General features: G+C 55.5%; 17 protein-coding genes, 3 tRNA genes and 1 other RNA gene. 20 read left to right on the top strand and 1 reads right to left on the bottom strand.

The genetic code is table 11. The features are described from left to right. Window positions 1-72: 72 nt before the first annotated feature. The 19 genes from sucA to K6R05_RS13365 all read left to right on the top strand — a co-directional run bounded on the left by sucA (window position 73) and on the right by K6R05_RS13365 (window position 16,478). Window positions 73-2,880, top strand: coding sequence for a 2-oxoglutarate dehydrogenase E1 component (gene sucA / locus K6R05_RS13455; protein WP_161732141.1), 2,808 nt, complete (start codon window positions 73-75; stop codon window positions 2,878-2,880). Window positions 2,881-2,895: 15 nt separating this feature from the next. Next, entirely contained in the window at window positions 2,896-4,119 is a 1,224-nt protein-coding gene (gene odhB, locus K6R05_RS13450; RefSeq protein WP_222924352.1) for a 2-oxoglutarate dehydrogenase complex dihydrolipoyllysine-residue succinyltransferase, read from the top strand. A 67-nt stretch (window positions 4,120-4,186) separates the two neighbouring features. Further along, the gene (sucC, locus tag K6R05_RS13445; protein WP_003853151.1) at window positions 4,187-5,353 is read left to right on the top strand and encodes an ADP-forming succinate--CoA ligase subunit beta; all 1,167 of its coding nucleotides are present in this window, start codon (window positions 4,187-4,189) and stop codon (window positions 5,351-5,353) included. Continuing rightward, window positions 5,353-6,228 carry a succinate--CoA ligase subunit alpha gene (gene sucD / locus K6R05_RS13440; RefSeq protein ID WP_161732145.1) on the top strand — a complete coding sequence of 292 codons (876 nt, stop codon included), beginning with the start codon at window positions 5,353-5,355 and terminating at the stop codon, window positions 6,226-6,228. Before sucC ends, sucD begins: the two co-directional genes overlap by 1 nt. A gap of 575 nt (window positions 6,229-6,803) precedes the next feature. Then, a complete protein-coding gene (gene cydA, locus K6R05_RS13435) occupies window positions 6,804-8,375 on the top strand; it encodes a cytochrome ubiquinol oxidase subunit I (protein WP_161732147.1) in 1,572 nt (523 codons plus the stop codon). Window positions 8,376-8,386: 11 nt separating this feature from the next. After that, window positions 8,387-9,526 (top strand): cytochrome d ubiquinol oxidase subunit II, encoded by a 1,140-nt coding sequence (gene cydB / locus K6R05_RS13430; RefSeq protein ID WP_161732149.1) that lies wholly within the window; start codon window positions 8,387-8,389, stop codon window positions 9,524-9,526. A 15-nt stretch (window positions 9,527-9,541) separates the two neighbouring features. Further along, on the top strand, window positions 9,542-9,646 hold the full coding sequence (gene cydX / locus K6R05_RS13425) for a cytochrome bd-I oxidase subunit CydX (protein WP_013357150.1): 105 nt from the start codon (window positions 9,542-9,544) through the stop codon (window positions 9,644-9,646). Further along, window positions 9,646-9,939 carry a cyd operon protein YbgE gene (ybgE, locus tag K6R05_RS13420; protein WP_161732151.1) on the top strand — a complete coding sequence of 98 codons (294 nt, stop codon included), beginning with the start codon at window positions 9,646-9,648 and terminating at the stop codon, window positions 9,937-9,939. Before cydX ends, ybgE begins: the two co-directional genes overlap by 1 nt. 177 nt (window positions 9,940-10,116) lie before the next feature. Beyond that, complete coding sequence (gene ybgC / locus K6R05_RS13415) at window positions 10,117-10,521, top strand: tol-pal system-associated acyl-CoA thioesterase (RefSeq protein WP_010260759.1); 405 nt, start codon at window positions 10,117-10,119, stop codon at window positions 10,519-10,521. Then, the gene (gene tolQ / locus K6R05_RS13410) at window positions 10,518-11,204 is read left to right on the top strand and encodes a Tol-Pal system protein TolQ (RefSeq protein ID WP_003853142.1); all 687 of its coding nucleotides are present in this window, start codon (window positions 10,518-10,520) and stop codon (window positions 11,202-11,204) included. Before ybgC ends, tolQ begins: the two co-directional genes overlap by 4 nt. Before the next feature lie 13 nt (window positions 11,205-11,217). Beyond that, window positions 11,218-11,646: a colicin uptake protein TolR gene (gene tolR / locus K6R05_RS13405; protein ID WP_013357153.1), complete on the top strand. Its 429-nt coding sequence runs from the start codon at window positions 11,218-11,220 to the stop codon at window positions 11,644-11,646. Window positions 11,647-11,673: 27 nt separating this feature from the next. Next, window positions 11,674-12,999, top strand: coding sequence for a cell envelope integrity protein TolA (tolA, locus tag K6R05_RS13400; RefSeq protein WP_222924350.1), 1,326 nt, complete (start codon window positions 11,674-11,676; stop codon window positions 12,997-12,999). Between the two features lie 115 nt (window positions 13,000-13,114). Continuing rightward, entirely contained in the window at window positions 13,115-14,410 is a 1,296-nt protein-coding gene (tolB, locus tag K6R05_RS13395) for a Tol-Pal system beta propeller repeat protein TolB (RefSeq protein WP_013357155.1), read from the top strand. Window positions 14,411-14,461: 51 nt separating this feature from the next. Further along, window positions 14,462-14,989 (top strand): peptidoglycan-associated lipoprotein Pal, encoded by a 528-nt coding sequence (pal, locus tag K6R05_RS13390; RefSeq protein ID WP_003853135.1) that lies wholly within the window; start codon window positions 14,462-14,464, stop codon window positions 14,987-14,989. A 9-nt stretch (window positions 14,990-14,998) separates the two neighbouring features. Next, entirely contained in the window at window positions 14,999-15,793 is a 795-nt protein-coding gene (cpoB, locus tag K6R05_RS13385) for a cell division protein CpoB (protein WP_161732155.1), read from the top strand. Window positions 15,794-15,957: 164 nt separating this feature from the next. Then, window positions 15,958-16,033, top strand: a tRNA-Lys gene (locus K6R05_RS13380). A 70-nt stretch (window positions 16,034-16,103) separates the two neighbouring features. Continuing rightward, a tRNA-Lys gene (locus tag K6R05_RS13375) sits at window positions 16,104-16,179 on the top strand. 46 nt (window positions 16,180-16,225) lie between these two features. After that, window positions 16,226-16,301, top strand: a tRNA-Lys gene (locus K6R05_RS13370). A gap of 43 nt (window positions 16,302-16,344) precedes the next feature. Further along, window positions 16,345-16,478, top strand: a non-coding RNA gene (locus tag K6R05_RS13365) — RtT sRNA. 397 nt (window positions 16,479-16,875) lie between these two features. Here K6R05_RS13365 and K6R05_RS13360 read toward each other — a convergent pair. Further along, entirely contained in the window at window positions 16,876-18,351 is a 1,476-nt protein-coding gene (locus K6R05_RS13360; RefSeq protein ID WP_222924343.1) for an AlkA N-terminal domain-containing protein, read from the bottom strand. A gap of 158 nt (window positions 18,352-18,509) precedes the next feature. On the opposite strand from K6R05_RS13360, the gene K6R05_RS13355 reads away from it, so the two are divergent. Next, complete coding sequence (locus K6R05_RS13355; protein ID WP_222924342.1) at window positions 18,510-19,043, top strand: methylated-DNA--[protein]-cysteine S-methyltransferase; 534 nt, start codon at window positions 18,510-18,512, stop codon at window positions 19,041-19,043. Window positions 19,044-19,161: the final 118 nt, after the last annotated feature.

Genomic DNA, 19,161 nt, shown 5'->3' with positions numbered 1-19,161 from the left:
TCACTACGGCAAACCGCGAAAGCGGCAACAAATGAAACCTCAAAAAAGCATAGCAATGCTTAAGGGATCACAATGCAGAACAGCGCGATGAAGCCCTGGCTGGACTCTTCCTGGCTGGCCGGCGCGAATCAGTCTTACATAGAGCAGCTCTATGAGGATTTCCTGACCGATCCTGACTCTGTCGATGCAGTGTGGCGCTCGATGTTCCAACAGTTACCGGGCACCGGAATGAAACCTGAGCAGTTTCACTCCACCACACGTGAGTACTTCCGTCGCCTGGCGAAAGACGCATCTCGTTACACCTCATCTGTCTCCGATCCGGAAACCAACTCCAAGCAAGTAAAAGTGCTGCAGCTGATCAACGCGTTTCGTTTTCGCGGTCACCAGCATGCGAATCTCGATCCGCTTGGCCTGTGGAAACAGGATCGGGTGGCCGATCTTGATCCGGCTTTTCATGACCTGACCGAGGCCGATTTTCAGGAAAGCTTTAACGTCGGCTCTTTTGCCATCGGTAAAGAGACCATGAAGCTGGCCGATCTCTTCGACGCGCTGACGCAGACGTACTGTGGCTCAATCGGTGCGGAATATATGCACATCAACAACACGGATGAGAAACGCTGGATCCAGCAGCGTCTTGAGTCTGTAGCGGGCCGTGCAGCGTTCAGCAACGAAGAGAAAAAAGGTTTCCTGAAAGAGCTGACCGCGGCAGAAGGGCTGGAAAAATATCTCGGGGCGAAATTCCCGGGTGCCAAACGCTTCTCGCTGGAAGGCGGCGATGCGCTGGTGCCCATGCTGCGCGAAATGATCCGTCACGCCGGTAAGAGCGGTACCCGTGAAGTCGTGCTGGGTATGGCGCACCGTGGTCGTCTCAACGTGCTGATCAACGTGCTGGGTAAAAAGCCACAGGATCTGTTCGACGAGTTCGCCGGTAAGCATAAAGAGCATCTGGGCACCGGTGACGTGAAGTACCACATGGGCTTCTCTTCTGATGTGGAAACCGAAGGCGGTCTGGTTCACCTGGCGCTGGCGTTTAACCCGTCACACCTGGAGATCGTCAGCCCGGTCGTCATGGGTTCTGTGCGTGCCCGTCTGGACCGTCTGGACGAGCCTGCCAGCAATAAAGTCTTACCGATCACCATTCATGGTGACGCGGCGGTGATTGGCCAGGGTGTGGTTCAGGAAACCCTGAACATGTCACAGGCACGCGGTTATGAAGTGGGCGGTACCGTTCGCATCGTCATCAACAACCAGGTTGGCTTCACCACCTCCAACCCGAAAGATGCGCGTTCGACCCCTTACTGCACCGACATCGGCAAAATGGTGCTGGCACCGATTTTCCACGTGAACGCAGATGATCCGGAAGCGGTCGCCTTTGTGACCCGTCTGGCGCTCGACTATCGCAATACCTTTAAGCGTGATGTGTTTATCGATCTGGTCTGCTATCGCCGTCATGGTCACAACGAGGCGGATGAGCCAAGTGCGACCCAGCCGCTGATGTATCAGAAAATCAAAAAACACCCGACGCCGCGTAAAATCTACGCCGACCGTCTGGAAGGTGAAGCCGTCGCCACGCAGGAAGATGCGACCGAAATGGTCAATCTTTATCGTGATGCGCTGGATGCGGGCGAGTGCGTGGTGCCGGAATGGCGTCCGATGAGCCTGCACTCCTTTACCTGGTCACCTTACCTGAATCATGAGTGGGATGAACCTTACCCGGCTCAGGTCGACATGAAACGTCTGAAGGAACTGGCGCTGCGTATCAGCCAGGTGCCTGAAGAGGTGGAAGTGCAGTCGCGTGTTGCCAAGATTTATAACGACCGTCGCCTGATGGCTGAAGGCGAGAAAGCCTTTGACTGGGGCGGCGCGGAAAACCTGGCCTATGCCACGCTGGTTGATGAAGGCATTCCGGTGCGTCTGTCGGGTGAAGATACCGGTCGCGGAACCTTCTTCCATCGTCACGCGGTAGTCCATAACCAGGCGAACGGCTCAACCTATACCCCTCTGCATCATGTGCACAGCGGCCAGGGCCAGTTCAAAGTCTGGGACTCCGTGCTGTCAGAGGAAGCGGTGCTGGCCTTTGAATATGGTTACGCCACCGCAGAGCCGCGCATCCTGACCATCTGGGAAGCGCAGTTTGGTGACTTCGCCAACGGCGCACAGGTTGTTATCGACCAGTTCATCAGCTCCGGTGAGCAGAAATGGGGCCGGATGTGTGGCCTGGTTATGCTGCTGCCGCACGGTTATGAAGGTCAGGGGCCAGAGCACTCCTCTGCGCGCCTGGAACGTTATCTGCAACTCTGTGCTGAGCAGAACATGCAGGTCTGCGTGCCGTCTACCCCTGCGCAGGTTTACCACATGCTGCGTCGTCAGGCGCTGCGCGGTATGCGCCGTCCGCTGATTGTGATGTCGCCGAAATCACTGCTGCGTCATCCGCTGGCCATCTCCACGCTGGATGAACTGGCTAACGGCAGCTTCCAGCCGGCGATTGGCGAAGTCGATGATCTGGATCCGCAGGGCGTGAAACGCGTCGTGCTGTGCTCCGGTAAAGTCTATTACGACCTGCTGGAGCAGCGTCGTAAAAATGAGCAGACCGATGTGGCTATCGTGCGCATCGAGCAGCTCTATCCGTTCCCGCATCACGCGGTACAGGAAGCATTAAAAGCGTATGCTCACGTGCAGGATTTTGTCTGGTGTCAGGAAGAGCCACTGAATCAGGGCGCCTGGTATTGCAGCCAGCATCATTTCCGTGAAGTTGTGCCATTTGGTGCCACTTTACGTTATGCAGGCCGCCCGGCATCTGCCTCACCGGCCGTGGGTTACATGTCCGTACACCAACAACAGCAGCAAGACCTGGTTAATGACGCGCTGAACGTTAATTAATTAAAAGGAAAGATAATGAGTAGCGTAGATATTCTCGTTCCCGACCTGCCTGAATCGGTTGCCGATGCCTCTGTGGCAACCTGGCATAAAAAACCAGGCGATGCAGTCACTCGCGATGAAGTGCTGGTCGAAATCGAAACTGACAAAGTTGTACTGGAAGTGCCAGCCTCTGCTGACGGTATCCTGGAAGCGGTTCTGGAAGAAGAGGGCGCCACCGTCACTTCCCGCCAGATCCTGGGTCGTCTGAAAGAGGGCAACAGCGCCGGTAAAGAGAGTAGCGCGAAGTCTGAAAGCAAAGAGTCTACCCCGGCTCAGCGTCAGACTGCGTCACTGGAAGAAGAGAGCAACGATGCGCTCAGCCCGGCTATCCGCCGTCTGATTGCAGAGCACAATCTTGATGCCTCACAGATCAAAGGCAGCGGTGTGGGTGGTCGTCTGACCCGTGAAGATGTTGAAAAACATCTGGCCAACAAACCGCAGGCTGCCAAAGCCGCCGCACCAGCGGCAGAAACTGCAGCCGTGCAGCAACCCGTGGCGAATCGCAGCGAAAAACGCGTGCCGATGACCCGTCTGCGTAAGCGCGTTGCCGAGCGTCTGCTGGAAGCGAAAAACAGCACGGCGATGCTGACGACCTTCAATGAAATTAACATGAAGCCCATCATGGATCTGCGTAAGCAGTATGGTGAGGCCTTCGAGAAGCGTCACGGTGTACGTCTGGGCTTTATGTCCTTCTACATCAAAGCGGTTGTTGAAGCACTGAAACGCTATCCGGAAGTGAATGCGTCCATCGATGGCGAAGATGTGGTTTACCACAACTACTTCGACGTCAGCATCGCGGTCTCTACGCCACGCGGTCTGGTGACCCCCGTTCTGCGTGACGTTGATGCGCTGAGCATGGCGGACATTGAGAAGAAAATCAAAGAGCTGGCAGTGAAAGGCCGTGACGGCAAGCTGACAGTTGACGATCTGACCGGCGGTAACTTCACCATTACCAACGGCGGCGTCTTTGGTTCCCTGATGTCCACCCCAATCATCAACCCACCGCAGAGCGCCATCCTGGGCATGCACGCTATCAAAGATCGCCCTATGGCGGTCAATGGTCAGGTCGTGGTGCTGCCAATGATGTACCTGGCGCTCTCTTATGACCACCGTCTGATCGATGGCCGTGAATCAGTGGGTTATCTGGTTGCAGTGAAAGAGATGCTGGAAGATCCGGCGCGTCTGCTGCTGGATGTCTGATTTTCACCGGGCGCGCCTCGCGCGCCCAACCTCAATACTCTTTTCAGACCTGAATGGATAGAACATCATGAACTTACACGAATACCAGGCGAAACAACTGTTTGCACGGTATGGCATGCCGGCACCAACGGGTTACGCCTGTACTACACCACGTGAAGCGGAAGAAGCAGCCTCTAAAATTGGCGCAGGCCCGTGGGTAGTTAAATGTCAGGTTCATGCCGGTGGCCGCGGTAAAGCGGGCGGTGTGAAAGTGGTTAACAGCAAAGAAGAGATTCGCGCATTTGCTGAAAACTGGCTGGGCAAACGTCTGGTGACCTATCAGACAGACGCAAACGGCCAGCCGGTAAACCAGATTCTGGTTGAAGCGGCAACCGACATCGATCAGGAGCTCTACCTGGGCGCGGTGGTCGATCGCGCAACGCGTCGCGTGATTTTCATGGCCTCTACCGAAGGCGGCGTGGAAATCGAAAAAGTGGCGGAAGAGACCCCGCACCTGATCCACAAAATGGCGCTGGATCCCCTGACCGGCCCGCAGCCTTATCAGGGCCGTGAGCTGGCGTTCAAACTTGGCCTGACCGGCAAGCTGGTAGGACAGTTCACCAAGATCTTCATGGGTCTGGCGACCCTGTTCCTGGAGCGCGATCTGGCGATGGTTGAGATCAACCCGCTGGTCATCACTAAACAGGGCGATCTGATCTGCCTGGATGGCAAACTGGGTGCCGATGGCAATGCCCTGTTCCGTCAGCCAGAGCTGCGCGAAATGCGCGATCCAAGCCAGGAAGATCCACGTGAAGCGCATGCGACACAGTGGGAACTGAACTATGTTGCGCTGGAAGGCAACATCGGTTGTATGGTTAACGGCGCAGGTCTGGCGATGGGCACCATGGACATCGTTAAGCACCATGGCGGTCAGCCAGCCAACTTTCTTGATGTCGGCGGTGGCGCAACGAAAGAGCGCGTGACCGAAGCCTTCAAAATCATCCTGTCTGACGATGCGGTTAAAGCCGTCTTCGTTAACATCTTCGGCGGTATCGTACGCTGTGATCTGATTGCCGATGGCATCATTGGCGCAGTCGCTGAAGTGGGTGTGAACGTGCCAGTGGTGGTACGTCTGGAAGGTAACAACGCCGAGCTGGGCGCACAGAAACTGGCGGACAGCGGTCTGAACATCATTGCAGCAACCAGCCTGACAGACGCCGCACAGCGTGTTGTTGCTGCCGCGGAGGGTAAATAATGTCCATTCTGATCGACAAAAACACCAAAGTCATTTGCCAGGGTTTCACCGGTGGCCAGGGGACTTTCCATTCTGAGCAGGCGCTGGCATACGGCACCCAGCTGGTTGGCGGCGTAACGCCAGGCAAAGGCGGCACGACTCACCTTGGCCTGCCGGTGTTCAACACCGTACGCGAAGCGGTAGAAGCGACCGGCGCAACCGCCACCGTGATCTACGTTCCGGCGCCTTTCTGTAAAGATGGCATCCTGGAAGCGATTGAAGCAGGTATCAAACTGATCATCACCATCACCGAAGGTATCCCGACCCTGGATATGCTGACTGTGAAAGTGAAGCTGGATGAAGCGGGCGTGCGGATGATCGGTCCAAACTGCCCGGGCGTGATCACCCCAGGCGAATGTAAGATCGGCATCATGCCGGGCCACATTCATCAGCCGGGCCGCGTCGGTATCGTTTCCCGTTCAGGCACCCTGACCTATGAAGCGGTTAAGCAGACCACTGACATCGGCTACGGCCAGTCAACCTGCGTCGGCATCGGTGGTGACCCGATCCCTGGCTCTAACTTCATCGACATCCTGAAAATGTTCCAGGACGATCCACAGACTGAAGCGATCGTGATGATTGGTGAAATCGGTGGTAGCGCAGAAGAAGAAGCCGCCGCCTTCATCAAAGAGCACGTGACCAAACCGGTTGTGGGCTACATTGCTGGCGTAACCGCGCCGAAAGGCAAGCGCATGGGCCATGCTGGCGCCATCATTGCCGGTGGTAAAGGTACAGCAGATGAGAAATTTGCTGCGCTGGAAGCCGCAGGTGTGAAGACCGTTCGCAGCCTGGCTGACATCGGTGACGCGGTTAAAGCCGTATTACCGGCAAATTAAGTCGGCGTCATCTGAGACTAAGCCACCTCCGGGTGGCTTTTTTTATGCCGGTAACGCACAGTCTTAACTCAGACAATTAAAAAGAAGAGGGCAGAGTCAGATAACCATTCAGGTATTGGTTGCGTTAAAAAAAAGTATCAAAGGTAAACTATTTTTTCCCCGCCTTATTTCATTAATGACATCTCATTAACAAGAAACCCACCTGACTTTATCTGGAAACTTATTGCGTTAATCCAGATCAATTAATCACGATTTAAATCCAACTATATCGCTGGCAAAGCGCAACGCTAAGAGCGTAAATTGCGCTGCATCAATCCAGCCTTTTACACAAATTTTCAAACGTCTGCTCAACCCGGGATGACACCCGCTTTCCTCCTGTTAAAGCACGCGTTAATGAAAGCGCGGATTGACAATTTTCAGAGCTGCTTCATTCGCTACTCGCCTGTTCGGGCAGCTCACAGATCTGTTCTGCTGGTAATAAAAAACTGGAATCAATAAACAGCCGTTCCTGACTCTGATTACGTTCGTTCTGATCGCGCGCGTGACAGAGACAAAGCGAGGAGCAAGGAGTCCTTATGTTAGATATCGTCGAACTGTCGCGGTTACAGTTTGCCTTAACAGCGATGTACCATTTTCTGTTCGTCCCTTTAACGCTGGGTATGGCGTTTTTGCTGGCGATCATGGAGACGGTTTATGTCCTGAGCGGCAAACAAATTTATAAAGATATGACGAAGTTCTGGGGCAAGTTATTTGGTATTAACTTTGCGCTGGGTGTCGCCACAGGCCTGACCATGGAATTTCAGTTCGGGACAAACTGGTCATATTACTCTCACTACGTCGGCGATATCTTCGGTGCGCCGCTCGCCATTGAAGGTCTGATGGCGTTCTTCCTGGAATCGACCTTTGTCGGCCTGTTCTTTTTTGGCTGGGATCGGCTGGGTAAAGTGCAGCACATGGCGGTGACCTGGCTGGTGGCGCTGGGCTCGAATATGTCTGCGCTGTGGATTCTGGTTGCCAACGGCTGGATGCAGAATCCCATCGCCTCGGAATTCAACTTCGAAACCATGCGCATGGAAATGGTCAGCTTCTCTGAGCTGGTACTGAACCCGGTGGCGCAGGTTAAATTTGTTCACACCGTTGCGGCCGGTTACACCACCGGCGCGATGTTCATTCTGGGTATCAGCGCGTGGTACATGCTGAAAGGGCGTGACATTGCTTTTGCTAAACGCTCGTTCGCTATCGCGGCCAGTTTTGGTATGGCGGCGGTGCTCTCCGTGATTCTGCTGGGCGATGAGTCAGGCTACGAAATGGGCGACGTGCAGAAAACCAAGCTGGCCGCTATCGAAGCGGAGTGGGAAACCCAGCCAGCCCCGGCGTCATTTACGCTGTTTGGCCTGCCCGATCAGGCAACGCAGGAGAACCGGTATGCCGTGCAGATCCCGTGGCTGCTGGGCCTTATCGCGACCCGGTCCATCGATAAGCCGGTCACCGGTCTGAAAGATCTGATGGCTCAGCATGAAGTGCGTATCCGTAATGGCATGAAAGCCTACACCCTGCTGAATGAACTGCGCAGCGGCAGTCAGGATCCCGCAGTACGTGACGCGTTCAACAGCCACAAGCAGGATCTCGGTTATGGTCTGCTGCTGAAGCGCTATACCGACAACGTAGCGGATGCGACCGAAGCACAGATCAAACAGGCGACGCAGGACTCTATCCCACGTGTGGCGCCGCTCTACTTCGCCTTCCGCATCATGGTGCTGTGTGGCGTACTGCTGTTGGGTATCATCGCGCTCTCCTTCTGGAGCGTAATACGCAATCGCGTCGGCAAAAACCGCTGGTTACTGAAAGCGGCGCTGTTTGGTATTCCCTTACCCTGGATTGCTGTCGAATCAGGCTGGTTCGTGGCGGAGTATGGTCGTCAGCCCTGGGCTATCGGTGAAATCCTGCCGACAGCAGTGGCCAACTCCTCGCTGACTGTTGGCGATCTGCTGTTCTCGATGATCCTGATCTGCGGACTCTACACGCTGTTCCTGGTGGCAGAGATGTACCTGATGTTCAAATTCGCCCGCCTTGGGCCGAGCAGCCTGAAAACCGGGCGTTATCATCATGAGCAGATCACGGCAACCACTCAGCCGGTTCAGGGATAAGGAGAGCGACCATGTTTGATTATGAAGTTCTGCGCTTTGTCTGGTGGCTGCTGATCGGCGTGCTGCTGATTGGCTTTGCTGTCGCAGATGGTTTTGATATGGGCGTCGGGATGCTGACGCGCATGCTGGGCCGCACTGATACTGAACGTCGCATCATGATTAACAGTATCGCTCCGCACTGGGACGGTAACCAGGTCTGGCTGATCACCGCGGGTGGCGCGCTATTTGCTGCCTGGCCGATGGTTTACGCGGCAGCCTTCTCCGGCTTCTATGTGGCGATGATTCTGGTGCTCGCGTCGCTGTTCTTCCGTCCGGTCGGTTTCGATTACCGCTCGAAGATTGAAGATAACCGCTGGCGCGGTGCCTGGGACTGGGGCATTTTTATTGGCAGCTTCGTGCCGCCGCTGGTGATTGGCGTGGCTTTTGGCAACCTGTTACAGGGCGTGCCATTCCATGCCGATGCGTATCTGCGCCTGTTCTATACCGGCAACTTCTTCCAGCTGCTGAATCCGTTTGGCCTGCTGGCGGGTGTGGTCAGTGTGGCGATGATTCTGGCGCAGGGCGCAACCTACCTGCAGATGCGCACTACTGGCGAACTGCATCTGCGTTCGCGTACCGCTGCACAACTTGCCGCGCTGGTGATGATGGTCTGCTTCATCCTGGCGGGTGTCTGGGTGAAATACGGTATCGATGGTTATGTGGTGACCAGCACAGTGGATCACTTCGCCGCCTCGAATCCACTGGGAAAAACTGTCGTACGCGAAGCGGGTGCCTGGATGGTCAACTTCCAGAACCATCCTGTACTGTGGCTGTTCCCGCTGCTCGGTTCAGTGCTGCCGCTGCTTACCGTACTCTGCTCGCGGGTTGAGAAGGGCGCCTGGGCGTTCCTGTTCTCCTCACTGACCCTGGCCTGCGTCATCATGACCGCCGGCATTGCGATGTTTCCGTTCATTATGCCATCCAGCACCGTGCCGGGGACCAGCCTGACAATGTGGGACGCAACGTCCAGTCTGCTGACGCTGCAAACCATGACCGTGGCCGCCGCTATCTTTGTCCCAATCATTCTGATTTACACCACCTGGTGCTACTGGAAGATGTTTGGCCGTATTACCAAAGAGCAGATTGAAAGCAACAGTCACTCACTCTATTAATAAAGGAGATGTCGCATGTGGTATTTTGCCTGGATTCTCGGCACGTTGCTGGCCTGTGCCTTTGGTATCGTGACCGCTCTGGCGATTGAACACGTTGAAGCGCAGGATGAGACTCACTGATGCGCACGCCAATTCGGATGCTCTATGATCTGATGGATAAGGGCCCGTTACGGGCCCTTTCACTGCTGCTGGCGCTGCTGACGGCGGGCGGCGTGATGTGGGATCCGACCCGTTTTGCTAATCAGGCGGGCCAGCTTCCTGCTCTGCAGGGGCTGGTGCTGATCTGGGCGGTCTGCTGCGGCGTAATTCACGGTGTGGGTTTCCGGCCACGGAAAACCCGATGGCAGGCGCTGTTTACGCCGTTACCGGCTCTGCTGGTGTTATTGATTGCGCTTTACCGTTTTTACCTTTAATCCCCGCCTCACCCGCGCTGTCAGTGAATATTTGTCAGCGCCGGGTCAATAAATCTCTCTGAAATCGTTCCGTTTGTTACGGAGCGATAATTATTTTCGCCTGGCTCTGGCGACCCATTCCCAACCCCAATTCTCTTGCGTATAGTAGCAACGTTTAAAACGAGGCCGGGATGTAGAGTGAGTACAACGCTGTTTCGCTGGCCGGTTCGGGTCTACTACGAAGATACTGATGCCGGTGGTGTGGTTTATCACGCCAGCTATATCGCTTTTTATGAACGAGCACGTACCGAAATGTTGCGACAGCACCATTTCAATCAGCAGACGCTGTTAGAACAGCAGATCGCTTTTGTGGTACGGCGCATATCGGTGGACTATCTGGCGGCGGCGCGTCTTGATGACCTTCTGGAGATCCAGAGTGAGGTCACATCAATGACACGGGCTACCATGACGTTCACGCAGCGTATCGTGAATACTGAAGGCAAAGTGCTCAATGAGGCAGAAGTCCTGATTGCCTGCATTAACCCACACCTGATGAAGCCGATTGCGCTTCCCAAGTCTATTGTCGCGGAGTTCAAGCAGTGACTGACATGAACATTCTTGATTTGTTCCTGAAGGCGAGCCTTCTGGTCAAACTTATCATGTTGATTTTGATCGGCTTTTCTATTGCCTCCTGGGCCATCATTATTCAGCGCACACGTATTCTGAATGCGGCGGGAAGAGAAGCGGAGGCGTTTGAAGACAAATTCTGGTCCGGCATCGAACTCTCGCGCCTGTATCAGGAGAGCCAGGAGCGCCGGGAAGAACTGGGTGGCTCGGAGCAGATTTTCTATTCCGGCTTCAAAGAGTTTGCCCGCCTGCATCGCGCCAATAATCATGCGCCGGAAGCGGTCATTGACGGGGCGAGTCGTGCTATGCGCATCTCAATGAACCGCGAGCTGGAAGCGCTGGAAAACCACATTCCGTTCCTGGGAACGGTCGGCTCTATCAGTCCTTACATCGGGCTGTTCGGTACCGTCTGGGGAATTATGCACGCCTTTATCGCGCTGGGCGCGGTGAAGCAGGCGACGCTGCAGATGGTGGCACCGGGTATTGCTGAAGCACTGATTGCGACCGCAATCGGCCTGTTTGCCGCGATTCCGGCGGTCATGGCGTATAACCGTCTGAACCAGCGCGTAAACAAACTGGAGCAGGGCTACGACAATTTTATGGAAGAGTTCACTGCCATCCTGCATCGCCAGGCTTTCTCCAGCGATAGCGCTAAGTAAATAGAGGTTAATGATGGCCAGAGTACGTGGTCGCAAAAGCCGCGACCTGAAGTCGGAAATCAACATCGTTCCGCTACTGGACGTCCTGCTGGTGCTGTTGCTGATCTTCATGGCGACGGCACCCATTATTACCCAGAGCGTGGAAGTGGATCTGCCGGATGCGACCGATTCAAAAACGGTTTCCAGCGACGATAATCCGCCGGTAATTGTCGAAGTAGCGGGCGTGGGGCAGTACAGCCTGGTCGTGGATCACGATCGTATGGACCAACTCCCCCCTGAGCAGGTCATCAGCGAAGCGCAGCGTCGACTGGAAGCAAATCCTAAGACGGTCTTTTTGATCGGGGGCGCGAAAGAGGTGCCTTACGATGAAATTATTAAAGCGCTCAACCTGCTGCATCAGGCGGGTGTTAAATCTGTCGGTTTGATGACGCAGCCGATTTAAAATCGAACCGTTTTTTGGGAACCGAGTGTGTCGAAGGCAACCGAGCAAAACGAGAAGTTAAAGCGCGCGATAATCATTTCGGTGATTCTGCACATCGTGCTGATCGCGCTGCTGATTTGGAGCTCGTTTAATGAGCATGTTGACCCCAGCAGTGCGGGTGGTGGTGGCAGTGATATTGATGCAGTGATGGTCGATCCTGGTGCCGTCGTAAGTCAATACAATCGTCAGCAGAACCAGCAGAGTGACAGCCAGCGGGCTGAGCAGCAGCGTAAAAAGCAGGCGCAGCAGCAGGCTGAAGAGCTGCAACAGAAACAGGCCGCTGAACAGCAGCGTCTGAAAGCGCTGGAAAAAGAGCGTCTGGCCGCGCAGGAAACGGCGAAAGAAGAGGCTAAACAGCAGGCTGAGCAACAGAAAGCAGCTGAAGAGGCCGCTAAGCAGGCTCAGGAACAGCAGAAAACCGCTGAAGCAGCGGCAGCCAAAGCTAAAGCGGATGCGAAAGCCCAGGCGGATGCACAGGCAAAAGCCGCCGCCGAGCAGGCGAAGCAGGCCGCTGCCGACGCAAAGAAGCAGGCTGATCAGCAGGCGAAAGCCGCGGCGGCGGCCGCGGCAAAAGAGAAAGCCGTTGCGGAAGCCAAAGCAAAGTCTGAAGCGGATGCCAAAGCGGCGGCTGAGGCCAAAGTGAAAGCGGCGGCGGATGCCAAAGCCAAAGCGGCCGAAGAAGCGAAAGAGAAAGCTGCAGAAGCCAAAGAAAAAGCCGCAGAGGCGGCGAAAGAGAAGGCCGCTGAAGCCGCGAAAGAGAAAGCTGAGGCGGCCAAAGAAGCCGCAAAAGAGAAGGCAGAAGCGGCTGCCAAGGCGAAAGCCGATGCCGCGGCAAAAGCCAAAGCCGATGCGGCAGCCAAAGCAAAAGCGGATGCCGCTGCTAAAGCCAAAGCAGATGCCAAAGCGAAAGCGGCCGCTGATGCGGCTAACGACAGCGATGTCGATGATTTACTGGGTGGACTCGCTTCCGGCAAAAATGCACCGAAAAGCGGCACCTCAGGTGGCGCAGCAGGGCAGGGCAACCAGAAGAAAGCGGGCGCATCAGGCGCGGAGATCAACTCCTACATGGGTCAGGTTGTGAGCGCGATTCAGAGCCGATTCTACGATGCCGATCTGTATCGCGGAAAAACCTGTGATTTGCGGATTAAACTTGCGCCTGATGGCTTGTTGATTGATGTTAAGTCAGAGGGGGGCGATCCCGCGCTCTGTCAGGCCGCGATTGCTGCCGCCAAACAGGCACGTATTCCGAAGCCGCCTTCGCAGGCGGTCTACGAAGTGTTTAAAAACGCCCCGATGCGTTTTAAACCGCAATAATGCAGTCACGGTCGGCAAGTTGATCTATGTTTAGCTTGCCGTACTTAAGTTGTACTCGTGGTTTCCAGGAACAGTGCCAATTATCGTGGACTGAGGTTCAGATAAGGGAGATAAAATGAAGCAAGCTCTTCGCGTTACGTTAGGCTTTTTTATCCTGCTGTGGGCAGCCATGCTGCATGCAGAAGTTCGAATTGAGATCACCCAGGGTGTTAACACCGCGCGCCCGATTGGTGTGGTGCCGTTTAAATGGGCGGGTGCGGGTGCCGCGCCAGAAGATGTCGGCGGTATCGTGGCGGCTGACCTGCGCAACAGTGGCAAATTTAATCCACTGGATCGCTCGCGTCTGCCACAGCAGCCTGCCAGCGCGCAGGAAGTTCAGCCTGCCGCCTGGAGCGCGCTCGGCATTGATGCCGTTGTCGTCGGTCAGGTTGCTTCTAACCCGGATGGCAGCTATCAGGTTTCTTACCAGTTGGTTGATACCGGCGGTGCGCCAGGTACCGTACTGGCACAGAACTCGTATAAAGTGACTAAACAGTGGCTGCGTTATGCTGCCCACACGGCCAGTGATGAGACGTTCCAGAAGCTGACCGGCATTAAAGGTGCTTTCCGTACCCGTATCGCCTATGTCGTGCAGACCAACGGCGGTCAGTTCCCGTATGAGCTGCGCGTCGCTGACTACGATGGTTACAATCAGTTTGTGGTACATCGTTCACCACAGCCACTGATGTCGCCAGCCTGGTCTCCGGATGGCAGCAAAGTTGCCTACGTGACCTTTGAAAGCGGCAAATCTGCGCTGGTGGTTCAGACGCTGTCTAACGGTGCTATCCGTCAGGTCGCCTCTTATCCACGTCATAACGGTGCACCGGCGTTTTCGCCAGATGGCTCTAAGCTCGCTTTCGCGCTCTCTAAAACCGGCAGTCTGAACCTCTATGTGATGGATCTGGCGTCAGGTCAGACGCGTCAGGTGACAGATGGCCGCTATAACAGCACTGAACCAACCTGGTTCCCGGACAGCCAGACGCTGGCTTATACCTCGGATCAGGCGGGTGCGCCTCAGATCTATAAAGTCGGCCTTAACGGCGGCACGCCGCAGCGTATTACCTGGGAAGGTGGTCAGAACCAGGATGCGGATGTCGCAACAGATGGTAAATCTATGGTGATGATTAGCACCAGCGGTGGTGCTCAACACGTCGCCAAACAGGATCTGGAAACGGGAGCCGTTCAAACGTTAACGGACACGTTCCTGGATGAAACGCCGAGCCTGGCACCAAACGGCACAATGGTAATCTATAGCTCTACTCAGGGGATGGGTTCCGTGCTGCAGTTGGTTTCAACCGACGGTCGTTTCAAAGCGCGTCTTCCGGCAACTGATGGACAGGTCAAATTTCCTGCCTGGTCGCCGTATCTGTAATGTCTGACAGTTCAGACATCGCAAACAATAAACAATAATGGGATTTTTGAAATGCAACTGAACAAAGTGCTGAAGGGTTTGATGCTGGCTCTGCCGGTTCTGGCAGTAGCGGCTTGTAGCTCACACAAAAACAACAACAATGACCAGACTGGCATGGGCGCTGATGGCGCTTACGGTGCAAACTCTGGCATGAACGGTAACGGCGGCAACATGTCTTCTGACGAGCAGGCTCGTCTGCAGATGCAGCAGCTGCAGCAGAACAACATCGTGTACTTCGGCCTGGACAAGTATGACGTTCAGTCTGATTACGCACAGATGCTGGATCAGCACGCGACCTTCCTGCGCAGCAACCCATCATACAAAGTGACCATTGAAGGTCACGCGGATGAGCGCGGTACGCCGGAATACAACATCGCCCTGGGCGAACGTCGTGCTAACGCCGTTAAAATGTACCTGCAGGGTAAAGGCGTGTCGGCTGATCAGATGTCTATCGTTTCTTACGGTAAAGAGAAGCCAGCCGTTCTGGGTCATGACGAAGCAGCGTATTCTAAAAACCGTCGTGCCGTACTGGTCTACTAAGAGAATCACATGGTTAGTAACTTCAGACGTCATCTGTTGAGTCTGTCGTTACTGATTGGCGTAGCGGCCCCCTGGGCCGCTAATGCCCAAGCGTCAATCAGTAACGTTGGCTCCGGCTCGGTCGAAGACCGTGTCACCACTCTTGAACGAATCTCTAATGCCCAGGCACAGCTGATGCAGCAACTGCAGCAGCAGATGAGTGATAACCAGCGTGATATTGATGCGCTGCGTGGGCAAATCCAGCAAAACACGTATCAGTTGAATCAGGTTGTTGAGCGGCAGAAGCAGCTCTACCAGCAGATTGACACGCTAAGCAGCGCCAGCAGCAGCGGCGGGCAGCAGGCTGCCGGCAGCGACGCCGCAGCGGATACAGGCGCAGCAGCAACCGCAGGCGCGGCAGCATCCACGGGGAGCGCACCCGCGCAGACCGGCGATGCCAACAGCGATTACAATGCGGCTGTGGCGCTGATTCTGGAGAAGAAACAGTATGACCAGGCGATCAGCGCGCTTCAGGCGTGGGTAAAACGTTACCCTGATTCGACCTATCAGCCGAATGCGAATTACTGGCTGGGTCAGCTGAACTACAACAAAGGCAAAAAGGACGACGCGGCTTATTATTACGCCACGGTGGTGAAGAATTATCCGAAGTCGCCGAAAGCTGCAGAAGCGTTGTTGAAAGTGGGTGTCATCATGCAGGAGAAGAAAGATACGGCGAAAGCCAAAGCGGTCTTCCAGCAGGTGATCAAACTTTATCCAGACACCGAATCTGCTAAACAGGCGCAGAAACGTCTGGCAGGCCTGTAATTTGTCCGGTTCAGACCAGATATCGTGTGATTTCTGGTCTTGCCGTATGAAAGGTAAGCAACTGAAGCATTTAGCAGAAATAAGAGTTGCGCTACCCCGCTAAATCAGTAATATATGCCGCCGTTGCCGGGACACATTGAAAAGTGTCTGGTCAGCCTGAAGATGGGTCGTTAGCTCAGTTGGTAGAGCAGTTGACTTTTAATCAATTGGTCGCAGGTTCGAATCCTGCACGACCCACCATCTCCTTCAGACGCGCTTTTACCGCGCTGTTTTAAGAAGAACACTTCAGCATTGCTTCACAACCTAAGATGGGTCGTTAGCTCAGTTGGTAGAGCAGTTGACTTTTAATCAATTGGTCGCAGGTTCGAATCCTGCACGACCCACCATCTTACCTCAGCCGCCTGGCGCGCTGAACGGTTGTAAGCCCCCAGCGGGTCGTTAGCTCAGTTGGTAGAGCAGTTGACTTTTAATCAATTGGTCGCAGGTTCGAATCCTGCACGACCCACCAATTAAGAAAGAAGCGCCTTTAAGGCGCTTTTTTCGTTTCCGGGGCACGGACTTTATCGTGCAGGGTGAGAACCTGCAGCAGGTTCGACTGAATCGCCCGGCGATTCAGGCTGATGCGTTAGCATCACCCGGAGGGTGAGGCCCTGGAAGGGCCGAGGCAATCCTGCACGACCCACCCATTAAGAAAGAAGCGCCCTCAGGGCGCTTTTTTCGTTTCTGCGGCACTAACTCACTTTGAAGAAGCAAAACACCTCAAGTGCTTGAGGTTGTCGCTGCCCGCTGTTTGATCGAGCCTGCGCAGAGAACAGGATCAGATCGGAAAGACGTAAAAGCCGTCATCCCTGACCTGCTCGGCCCGCGCCGTCCCTGGCGCGGGACGCTTTCCTCTTCTGACCCTGTTCCCTGCGCGTTGAGCATCTGTAATGTTGGGAAAATTACCCTGGTTTGCTTTCCTCAACAGTCTGAAAGCATCACTGGCGTTTTTGTCCCATGCGCGGGACGCTTTCCTCTTCTGACCTTGTTCGCTGCGCGTTGAGCTTCTGTATTGTTGGCAGAGTTGCCCCCAAATCTCGCCCTCACGCCTTTTTCTTCACCTTTGCCACCGCCAGGCTCTCCCAGATATGCATCACCGCATAGCTGCGCCAGGGACGCCAGGATTGCGAGCGCGCTTCCGCTTCTTTGGATGACAGGCCGCCCAGGTTGTTACGGATGGCGATATCCTCTTTGGGAAAAGCATCCGGCCAGCGCAGGGCGCGCATCGCGATATAATGCGCTGTCCAGGGGCCAATGCCCGGCAGGCTGACCAGCTTTTTTATCACCTCGTCAGGCTGCTGAGCGGCGCTAAGACGCAGGTCACCGCTGGCGCAGGCGCTGGCAAAGGCGATGATGGCGCGGGAGCGCGCGGCGCTGACAATGCCCATCGGTGCAACATCGTCCACCGTCAGCCCGGCGATACGTTCAGGAAGCGCGGTATAACGGGTGAGATCGGCAAAAGGCGTCTCGCAGGGCTCACCGAAGGCGGCGGCAAAGCGGCTGCTGACCGTGGTGGCTGCTTTGACCGTTACCTGCTGGCCGATAATGGCGCGCACGCCCAGCTCAAAAGCGTCAAACGCGCCAGGCACGCGCAGACCCGGATGCGCGATCAGGCTGGGCGCCAGCAGCGGATCCTGGGCCAGGCAGGTGGCGATACGCTGCGGCTGCGCGTCAAGATCGAACAGGTCACGCAGACGGCGCAGCAGCAGAGGCAGCACTGGCGTCAGGGACGTTGAGAGCGTCACCTGCAATGCGTTCTTCTGCGGCAGATGGGAAACGCTGACCCAACCCCGGCAGCGACCCAGCGCCACGGTGCGTCGCCAGCTGCCATCTTCCACTGCTTCGACCTCCTTCATCAGGTGCGTCTGCAAAAACCAGAGCATCGCTGCCCAGTCGTAGGGTGGGCGATAGGCCAGCCGCAGCGTCACGCGGTCGCCGGGCTGCGCACGTTGAGTGCCCGTATCGTCCCGACGCAGCGCGCTCGGCGTCATGCGGTAGCGCGCCTGGAACACATCATTAAAGCGACGCAGGCTGCTGAAACCGCTGGCGTAGGCGACTTCTGTAACCGGCAGTTGTGTTTCGGTCAGCAGCTGTTTTGCCAGCAGCATACGCCGCGTCTGCTTCAGCTCCATCGGCGAGACGCCGAGTTCAAGCTGCACGATACGGCGCAGCTGACGCAGGCTAAGGCCGAATTCAGCGGCAATCGCTTCCAGACCTTCGCGCTCCTCCAGCATGCCTTCCTCAATGCGCTGAATCAGCCGCTCCGCCACACGATGCGGCTGATCAACGGGCGCATTGCCGGGTGCCAGTTCTGGCCGGCAGCGCAGGCAGGGACGGAAGCGCGCTTTTTCCGCTGCCTCGGCGCTGCTGAAGAAAAGGCAATTTTTCTGCATGGGTGCTTTGACCGGGCAGATCGGACGGCAATAGATACCGGTTGACGTCACGCCCACAAAGAAAACGCCGTCAAAGCGGGTATCACGAGAGGTCAGCGCCTGATAAGCAATGTCGGGATCGATCATGGTATTTCTCCGGTAAATAAGCACAGCCTACAATGGTGAATCCCGAGAGACTGGCTGTTTTCGGACAGCACAACAGTTTAGAACCATGACCGAAAACAGCCAGTCAGGCTGATGAAAAGTGCGATAATAGGCGATGAAACCGTGACGGGAGAATCACTATGTACTACTTCAAACCGATAGTTACCCCGGTAGGCGAGCTGAAACTGGTCGCCAGCGACAGTGGCCTGGCGGGCATCTTGTGGGAAAATGATGATCCGAAGCGCACCCGATTTTTGCCCCAGACGCGCGATGACGATCATCCCATCCTGCTTGAAACTGAGCGTCAGCTCAGCGAGTACTTTACCGGTGCGCGTCGCTGCTTTGAGCTGCCGCTCGATTTTGTTGGTACCGAGTTTCAGAAAAAAGTCTGGCAAGCGCTGGTGGCGATTCCGTTTGGTGAAACGCGCAGCTACAGCCAGATTGCCAGAGAGATCGGCCATCCGCTGGCAGTACGGGCGGTCGGCGCGGCCAATGGCCGTAATCCACTCTCCATTGTTGCGCCATGCCACCGCGTGATCGGTGCCAACGGCAAGCTGACCGGCTTTGCAGGCGGGCTGGATATCAAAGCTTTCCTGCTGGCGCTGGAAGCGCCGCAGTCGCTTCCCGACAAAGCGGCTCCAGAGCCGGTCCAGTTAGTGATACAGGCGGACTAAAAATCCCACGACACAGTCTGACTTTTCCGTTATCGTGTTTAGCATATAAAACACGACGGCGGATTCATCGCCATTATTCGCCTTATCAGGCGATTTTCGTTAATTAGATAAAACGAGA

Source organism: Pantoea alfalfae, from assembly GCF_019880205.1.
Classification (GTDB): Bacteria; Pseudomonadota; Gammaproteobacteria; order Enterobacterales; family Enterobacteriaceae; genus Pantoea; species Pantoea alfalfae.
This window is presented reverse-complemented; position numbering and strand designations above follow the sequence as displayed.

Bases quoted from the DNA above. Each gene is read 5' to 3' on its own strand.
- sucA (WP_161732141.1), top strand. From the start codon at position 73: ATGCAGAACAGCGCGATGAAGCCCTGGCTGGACTCTTCCTGGCTGGCC.
- odhB (WP_222924352.1), top strand. From the start codon at position 2,896: ATGAGTAGCGTAGATATTCTCGTTCCCGACCTGCCTGAATCGGTTGCC.
- sucC (WP_003853151.1), top strand. From the start codon at position 4,187: ATGAACTTACACGAATACCAGGCGAAACAACTGTTTGCACGGTATGGC.
- sucD (WP_161732145.1), top strand. From the start codon at position 5,353: ATGTCCATTCTGATCGACAAAAACACCAAAGTCATTTGCCAGGGTTTC.
- cydA (WP_161732147.1), top strand. From the start codon at position 6,804: ATGTTAGATATCGTCGAACTGTCGCGGTTACAGTTTGCCTTAACAGCG.
- cydB (WP_161732149.1), top strand. From the start codon at position 8,387: ATGTTTGATTATGAAGTTCTGCGCTTTGTCTGGTGGCTGCTGATCGGC.
- cydX (WP_013357150.1), top strand. From the start codon at position 9,542: ATGTGGTATTTTGCCTGGATTCTCGGCACGTTGCTGGCCTGTGCCTTT.
- ybgE (WP_161732151.1), top strand. From the start codon at position 9,646: ATGCGCACGCCAATTCGGATGCTCTATGATCTGATGGATAAGGGCCCG.
- tolR (WP_013357153.1), top strand. From the start codon at position 11,218: ATGGCCAGAGTACGTGGTCGCAAAAGCCGCGACCTGAAGTCGGAAATC.
- tolB (WP_013357155.1), top strand. From the start codon at position 13,115: ATGAAGCAAGCTCTTCGCGTTACGTTAGGCTTTTTTATCCTGCTGTGG.
- pal (WP_003853135.1), top strand. From the start codon at position 14,462: ATGCAACTGAACAAAGTGCTGAAGGGTTTGATGCTGGCTCTGCCGGTT.
- cpoB (WP_161732155.1), top strand. From the start codon at position 14,999: ATGGTTAGTAACTTCAGACGTCATCTGTTGAGTCTGTCGTTACTGATT.
- K6R05_RS13360 (WP_222924343.1), bottom strand. From the start codon at position 18,351: ATGATCGATCCCGACATTGCTTATCAGGCGCTGACCTCTCGTGATACC.
- K6R05_RS13355 (WP_222924342.1), top strand. From the start codon at position 18,510: ATGTACTACTTCAAACCGATAGTTACCCCGGTAGGCGAGCTGAAACTG.